The organism is Acidimicrobiales bacterium (assembly GCA_036491125.1).
Classification (GTDB): domain Bacteria; phylum Actinomycetota; class Acidimicrobiia; order Acidimicrobiales; family AC-9; genus AC-9.
In genome coordinates, this window is record DASXCO010000028.1 from 1 (window position 1) to 6,161 (window position 6,161).

General features: G+C 68.9%; 5 protein-coding genes and 1 tRNA gene. 4 read left to right on the forward strand and 2 right to left on the reverse strand.

Going from position 1 to position 6,161, the window contains the following annotated elements:
* Window positions 1–54: 54 nt before the first annotated feature.
* Window positions 55–924 carry a VOC family protein gene (locus VGF64_02155; GenBank protein HEY1633532.1) on the reverse strand — a complete coding sequence of 290 codons (870 nt, stop codon included), beginning with the start codon at window positions 922–924 and terminating at the stop codon, window positions 55–57.
* Window positions 925–991: 67 nt separating this feature from the next.
* On the opposite strand from VGF64_02155, the gene VGF64_02160 reads away from it, so the two are divergent.
* Window positions 992–2,389 (forward strand): amidase family protein, encoded by a 1,398-nt coding sequence (locus tag VGF64_02160; GenBank protein ID HEY1633533.1) that lies wholly within the window; start codon window positions 992–994, stop codon window positions 2,387–2,389.
* 23 nt (window positions 2,390–2,412) lie between these two features.
* Here VGF64_02160 and VGF64_02165 read toward each other — a convergent pair whose 3' ends face one another.
* Window positions 2,413–4,200, reverse strand: coding sequence for an MFS transporter (locus tag VGF64_02165; GenBank protein HEY1633534.1), 1,788 nt, complete (start codon window positions 4,198–4,200; stop codon window positions 2,413–2,415).
* A 234-nt stretch (window positions 4,201–4,434) separates the two neighbouring features.
* On the opposite strand from VGF64_02165, the gene VGF64_02170 reads away from it, so the two are divergent.
* The 3 genes from VGF64_02170 to VGF64_02180 all read left to right on the forward strand — a co-directional run bounded on the left by VGF64_02170 (window position 4,435) and on the right by VGF64_02180 (window position 6,159).
* Entirely contained in the window at window positions 4,435–4,926 is a 492-nt protein-coding gene (locus VGF64_02170) for a universal stress protein (protein HEY1633535.1), read from the forward strand.
* Window positions 4,927–5,088: 162 nt separating this feature from the next.
* On the forward strand, window positions 5,089–5,994 hold the full coding sequence (locus VGF64_02175) for a mechanosensitive ion channel family protein (GenBank protein HEY1633536.1): 906 nt from the start codon (window positions 5,089–5,091) through the stop codon (window positions 5,992–5,994).
* Between the two features lie 91 nt (window positions 5,995–6,085).
* Window positions 6,086–6,159 (forward strand) — tRNA-Val (locus tag VGF64_02180).
* The last annotated feature ends 2 nt before the right edge of the window (window positions 6,160–6,161 follow it).

Here is a 6,161-nt window from a genome sequence, read left to right on the forward strand (position 1 = left end):
ACCGACGCAGCAGGGAGCGGGTCGGGGGCGGAAACACTCTCCATTTCGCCCACGCTACCTCTCGACGGGGCTGGTCCCCCGGGGCTCGCCCAGGGCAATCGGGCCCTCGTCGAGGGCGCTGCTGCCCGTCGGAACGAGGACGAGTCCAGTACCGAGGTTGTCTGCCGGCGCCACCGACCAGGCCGACCCGCCAGCCCGGGCGCCTCTCACCCCGGCCGGGTCGTCGCACGTGAAGCCCAGGTGGAGGAGCCGGCCGGGCCGGGCGCCCAGCCACGACCAGAGCGGGCTGCCTTCGGACGAAGGAGCTACCAGACGCACCCGTCCGCCCTCCCGCCAGACCAGGTCGACCCACTGGTGGTGGTCGGCCTTCCCTCGGCTCTCCTCGTGGCCGCCGAGGAGGGCCGAGAAGAGTCGCAGTCCGTCCTCCAGCGACGCCACCGCGTGGGCGACGTGCACCAGCGCCGCAGGGTCGGGTGTGCGCGGCGCAGGGAGGTCGTCCGGCGGTGGCGTTCGCCACTGACCCTCGGCCTGGGCGAGCTGGACCAGCACGCCAGTGGCGTCCTTGGGGTGGAGGAACGCCTCTTTCCAGATCGGGTCGCTCAGGTCGACATTGAGCGGGGCGTAGCCGGCGAGGGTGGCTTCGGCCAGCGCCTCCTCGATGTCGCCCACCTTGAAGGTCAGATGGTGCGGTCCGGGTCCGTTGCGGTCGAGGAAGCGACGTAGGAAGTCGTTGTCGGCGACGCGGTGGGGCGCCAGGACCTCGATCTTCTTGCCGTCCTGGTACTCCAGCTGGGCGGGAGCGAAACCGATGCTCAGCCCGGCGCTGAGCCATCGGCCGGCGAAGTCGCCCGCGTACCGGGGCCAGGCGTCGGCGTGGCGCTCGACGGCCACGGCGACGTGGTCCAGACGGGTGTCGGAGATCATGAGTGCGATGCTGACTGGCGCGGCGCGCCTCCAGCAACCTGGGCACGCCGGCCATAGGCTCCGGCCCATGGACTTTCGACGGGAGACGCTGCCGGAGCTGGCCGCGGGCGTGCGGACGGGCGAGCGGTCAGCGGAGGAACTGGTCGGTCACGCCCTGGGGCGCATCGATGCCCTCGACGACCGGGTGAACGCGTTCGTTGCCCTCGACGAGGGGGGCGCCTTGGCCGCAGCCCGGGCGATCGACCGAGCCGTGGCCAACGGCGAGCGGGTGGGACCGCTGGCGGGCATCCCCATCGGCGTCAAGGACCTCGAGGACGCGGCTGGGCTCCCGACGACGCGGGGTTCGGCCGTCTTCGCCGGTGAGGCGCCGGCAAGCGCGGACTCACTGCTGGTCGACCGACTGCGAGCGGCCGGATGCGTGGTCATCGGCAAGACGAACACCCCGGAGCTGGGCTGGAAGCCCGACACCGACAACGTCACCTTTGGCTCAACCCGCAACCCGTGGGACCTGGAACGGAGCCCGGGAGGGTCCTCCGGAGGCAGCGCCGCCGCCATCGCTGCGGGCATGGTGCCCCTGGCGACCGGTTCGGACGGAGGCGGCTCGCTGCGCATTCCCTCGTCGCTGTGCGGGCTGTCCTGTCTCAAGCCTTCGCTCGGCCGGGTGCCGACCGGCGGTGGCCACGCTCCCGACTGGCACCACCTGTCGACAAAGGGCCTGCTGGCGCGGACCGTCGATGATCTGGTGGGTGCCCTCGACATCGTGATCGGCCCGGATCCCACGGACCTTCGGTCTCTGCCGATGCCCGAGGCTTCGTGGACCGCCGCCCTCGAGAACGCCCACGTGCCGTTCGCCGTGGCCTGGTCCCCGACGCTCGGGTACGCGCCGCTCGATGACGAGGTGCGGGCGGTGTGCGAGCGCGCCGTTCGCACGATGGAAGAGCTGGGGGCGAAGGTGATCGAGGTCGACGAGGTCTTCCCGGAGGACCCCGTCGACCCGTGGTTGACGCTGACCAGCGCCTACAACCTGCGCACTCTGGAGCCGTTCGTCGGCACCGAGATGTGGCCGCGGGTCGACCCGGGCCTCGCTGCCACCGTCGACTGGGCTCGCGGTCTGTCAGCCCTCGACATGGTCAAGGCCGAGGACGCGTGCCACCAGTTGAACCTCCGGCTCGTGCAGCTGTTCCACGAGGTCCGCCTGCTCGTCACGCCGACGGTCGCCGCACCGGCGCCGCTCTCGGGCCAGCCCGGGATCATCAACGGAACGCCCGACCTCAACTGGGTGCGCTTCACCTACCCCTTCAACCTCACCCGGTCACCGGCGGCCAACGTCTGCGCCGGCTTCACCGAGTCGGGGATGCCCGTGGGCCTCCAGCTGGTCGGGCCCCAGCACGGCGACCTGGTGGTCAGCCGGACCGCGGCCGCCCTCGAGCACGGGCTCGACCTCGATACGGTGGCGCCGATCTAGGGCGGGCGGCGCGCTGGGGCTTGTCAGGCCTGCGCGGTCGTCACGTCCTCCGGGGTTCCCAGGGCCTGGAGCTCGCGTTCAACGAGCTGCTGGTGCTCCTGCTCGTCTCGCTTGGCTCGCCGCGGGCTCCAGCGTCCCGTCATCACGAAGATGAAGGGGATGAAGGCGACTTCCGTGCCGACGCAGACCCACCACCAGGTCCTCCACTCGCGGGGTGAAGCGGCCTGGGCGTTCGTGAGCTGCGTCCCGTTGGCGCTGAGGAACGTCAGGTCGGAAGGCGGCAACGTCTGAATGCCTTGAAGCTGCGTGATCGCCTGAGGCAATGGGACGTTGTACGCCTTGGAGTACTCGTTGGCGGCCTTGAGGCCAGCAACGGGATCGTTCGAATTGACCTTGAGGGCGGCCAGAGTCTGGGGGTCGCCGACGGCGTTGAGTTTCGTGAGGGTCGCCACCTGGGCGGGGAACTGGGCTTGGATCGCCTGGGCCCGAGGTCCGTTCTCGAACAGTGGGGTCATCGTGGTCACCACGTAGGGAAGGATGAAGATCGAGATCGAGACGATGGCTCGGATGATCCAGCCCCACACGGCGAGGCCCGTGGCGATGAGGGCGGGATTGCGCTTCTCGACCGTCTCCGTGAAGCTCGCCATCCACGGGGAGAAGGCGAAGCCCAGGAAGATGGCCATCAGGCTCAGGATCCAGACAAAGGTGTAGTAGCCGGTGTGGATGTTGTAGGTCTGGTAGGCGAAGAGCGAGGTCATGGCAATGGCGCCCAGGGCCCCCATCGCCATGAAGGGCTTGCGGACCCGCACCTTGTCCGAAAGCACACCGATGCCGACCAGGGCTATGGCGTCGAAGGCCCATATCCAGACCCCCAGGCTGTTGGCCTGCGCGGTAGTGAAGTTGAAGACGAACACGAAGTAGAGGACCGAGAAGCCGATCAACGTGTAGTAGACGATCAGGAAGACGCTGATGGCGGCGGCCGATCCGACGATGTCCAGGTGCATCATCTGGCGCCACGGATGACGGAGCGCTTCCCCGAGATCCAAGCCTCTGGCCCGGGCTTCCACCAGCGCCCGGTCCCGCAAGGACACCATGAGCTGGTCCCGGAGGTTCGGGGACAGCTCCTTTAGAAACAGCACGGCTATGGCGGCGACCAGCAGCCCGATCAGCCCGCAAATGACGTACTGGTCCTGCCACACGATGCGGTTCAAGCCGGCGGCAGTCGGGGCCGAGTACCAGAAGTGGATGTGGTTGACCGTCCTGCTGGAGACCTCGGCCACGATGAGGCTCCCGATGACCGGTCCCAGGGTCCAGAACCCCATGGCCGAGGCCCGCCCGACCTGGGGGGAGTAGTCGCGTACGAGGGCCGGCGTGGCCACCAGCATGATGCCCTCGACGAAGCCGACCGAGGAGAACATGATGAGGTAGGCGTACTTGTTGGGGGAGTTGGGCACGCCGAAGGCGATCATGGCGCCCGTGAACACCAGGCCGTAGGCGACGAGGTTGGCCCGGCCCCAGCGGTCGGCCAGCCCGGCGAACAGCGAGCCGAAGGCGCCGAGGGCGTTGGAGATCACCACGATGTAGACGAAGAAGGGGAACGACATGTGCAGTTGCGACGTGATCTGGGGAGCCACGGCGCCCTGCACGTAGAACTGGTAATAGAGCATGATCGTGGCAACGACCACGATCAGCAGGTAGAAGTAGCGCGGCCCGGTGTTCGGGTAGCGCTCCAGCTGCCGGTACCACAGCATCCGGGCGATGGGACCCGGCTCCCTGCCCCCTGCCTCGGCGACCTGTGCGCTCTCCACCATCGCTGTCGGCCTCCCTCCTCGCCACGAAGCGGAAGCTCCAGAGCATCCCGCTCCCTGACGGTTGACTATTGAAGTTACCGCAATGTGAACAGGACGACAGTACAGAAATCCGCGCTCCGGAGGGGTGCAAGGGAGGGATGGCCGTCACGGCACGGCGAGACGCGTCATTCTGGTAGTCAGCCGGCGCCTCGCTGGTCGACGAATGAGGTCCGGCGGGCAGAGGGGAGAGACGAGATGTCCGACATAGACGCAGCCAGGGCCCGGGAGCGGGAGGTGACCGCCCTCCCCCAGCGGATCGTGGTCGGTACCGACGGGTCACCGACGGCGACCCTGGCGGTCCGGCGGGCCGCGACCCTGGCCAAGCTCTTCGGGGCGGAGCTCCGGGTCCTGTCGGCCCACCGCGAAGCCTCGCGTGGCGGCCTGTGGGCGGGTGCGACGCCGCCGGACCAGAACTGGCTGGCGACGGCCTCGGCTGCCGCCCAACAGGTCGCCGAGAAGGCCGCCGGCGTTGCCCGGGAGATGGGTGTCAGCGAGGTACAGCCGCGCTCGGTGTCGGCGGAGCCGGCGGACGCCCTGCTCGACGAGGCCGAGGCGTGGAAGGCCGACCTGATCGTCGTGGGATCGGTGGGGATGCGCACCCGGTCCCGCTTCGTGCTCGGGAGCGTGCCCAACAAGGTCACCCACCACGCCCCCTGCGACGTGCTGATCGTCGACACGACCATCTGAGCCGTGCGCCGGCCTCGCCTGGCCGGCGCGGACGCCCAAGGCCTCCCCGTCGCCGGGATGGCCCCAGGCGCGACAAGAAATCCGACATCGCCATGGGCCCGCGTGCTCCCGGTGTCGGCGCTGTTCAAGGGGGTCTCTGGGGGCCGCTAGGATCCTGTGCCGATGACGCTGGGAGCCACACAGCCCCACCTCGTCGTTCCGCACGGCATCACCGTTTGGGACTGGATTCACGTGGGGGTCATCCTCGCGATCACGGTCCTCGCCACCCAGGCGACCAGGCGTGTGGTCATGCGGGGAACCCGACGGGATCCGGACCGGGCGTCGGGTCGGCTGGTCAGCCGATTCCTCACCTACGTGATCGTGGTGGCGGGCCTCGTGTACTCCCTTGTCGCCCTGCGGGTGCAGATCGGCCCACTGCTGGGAGCCCTTGGAATCGGCGGCATTGCCCTGGCCTTCGCTCTGCAGGACACCCTGCAGAACCTCGTCGCGGGTGTCCTCTTGCAGGCTCGGCGCCCGATCCGGCGCGGCGACCAGGTTCTGCTCGACAACAAGTTCGAAGGCGTGGTGGAGGACATCGATCTCCGCAACGTCGTCGTGCGCACCTTCGACGGGCTGGACGTGTTCGTCCCCAACAGGACCGTGCTCGAGAACCCGATCGTCAACTACACCCGCACACCGCTGCGGCGGGCGAGCCTCGAGGTCGGCGTCGGCTACGGCATCGACCTGGAGGAGGTGCAGCGTATTCTGGTCGAGGCCACCAGAGGCACCGACGGCGTGAAGGGGCTTCCGGCGCCGGCGGCGTGGGTCCACGAGTTCGGCGACTCGTCCGTGAGGTTCACGGTGCTGTTCTGGCACTCGATCGACCCGTGGCGGGCTCGCAGCGACGTCGCCATGAGCGTGAAAGGCGCCCTCGACAAGGCGGCGATCGCCATGCCCTTCCCCCAGCGGGACCTCTGGGTGCGTGCTCCGGGCTCGGACGGGCGGGCCGATGGGCTCGTCGCCCCGCCGCCCCGATCCTTCGGGAACGGGTGGGATGCGCACGAGGACCGCGCTGACAGCCGGAGCTGACAGGCACCACCAGATCGATCGTCGTCAGAATGGACGCCGAGGCTAGGATGACCACCGCCAGCACGACGTGCTGTCATCCGGAGCTCTTCGGGGGCGCTTAGCTCAGTTGGTTAGAGCGCAGCCTTCACACGGCTGAGGTCGGGCGTTCGAGTCGCCCAGCGCCCACC

Excerpts from the sequence above, each read along its gene's own strand:
- VGF64_02160 (HEY1633533.1), top strand. The coding sequence starts at position 992 with ATGGACTTTCGACGGGAGACGCTGCCGGAGCTGGCCGCGGGCGTGCGG.
- VGF64_02165 (HEY1633534.1), bottom strand. The coding sequence starts at position 4,200 with ATGGTGGAGAGCGCACAGGTCGCCGAGGCAGGGGGCAGGGAGCCGGGT.
- VGF64_02175 (HEY1633536.1), top strand. The coding sequence starts at position 5,089 with ATGACGCTGGGAGCCACACAGCCCCACCTCGTCGTTCCGCACGGCATC.
- VGF64_02170 (HEY1633535.1), top strand. The coding sequence starts at position 4,435 with ATGTCCGACATAGACGCAGCCAGGGCCCGGGAGCGGGAGGTGACCGCC.
- VGF64_02155 (HEY1633532.1), bottom strand. The coding sequence starts at position 924 with ATGATCTCCGACACCCGTCTGGACCACGTCGCCGTGGCCGTCGAGCGC.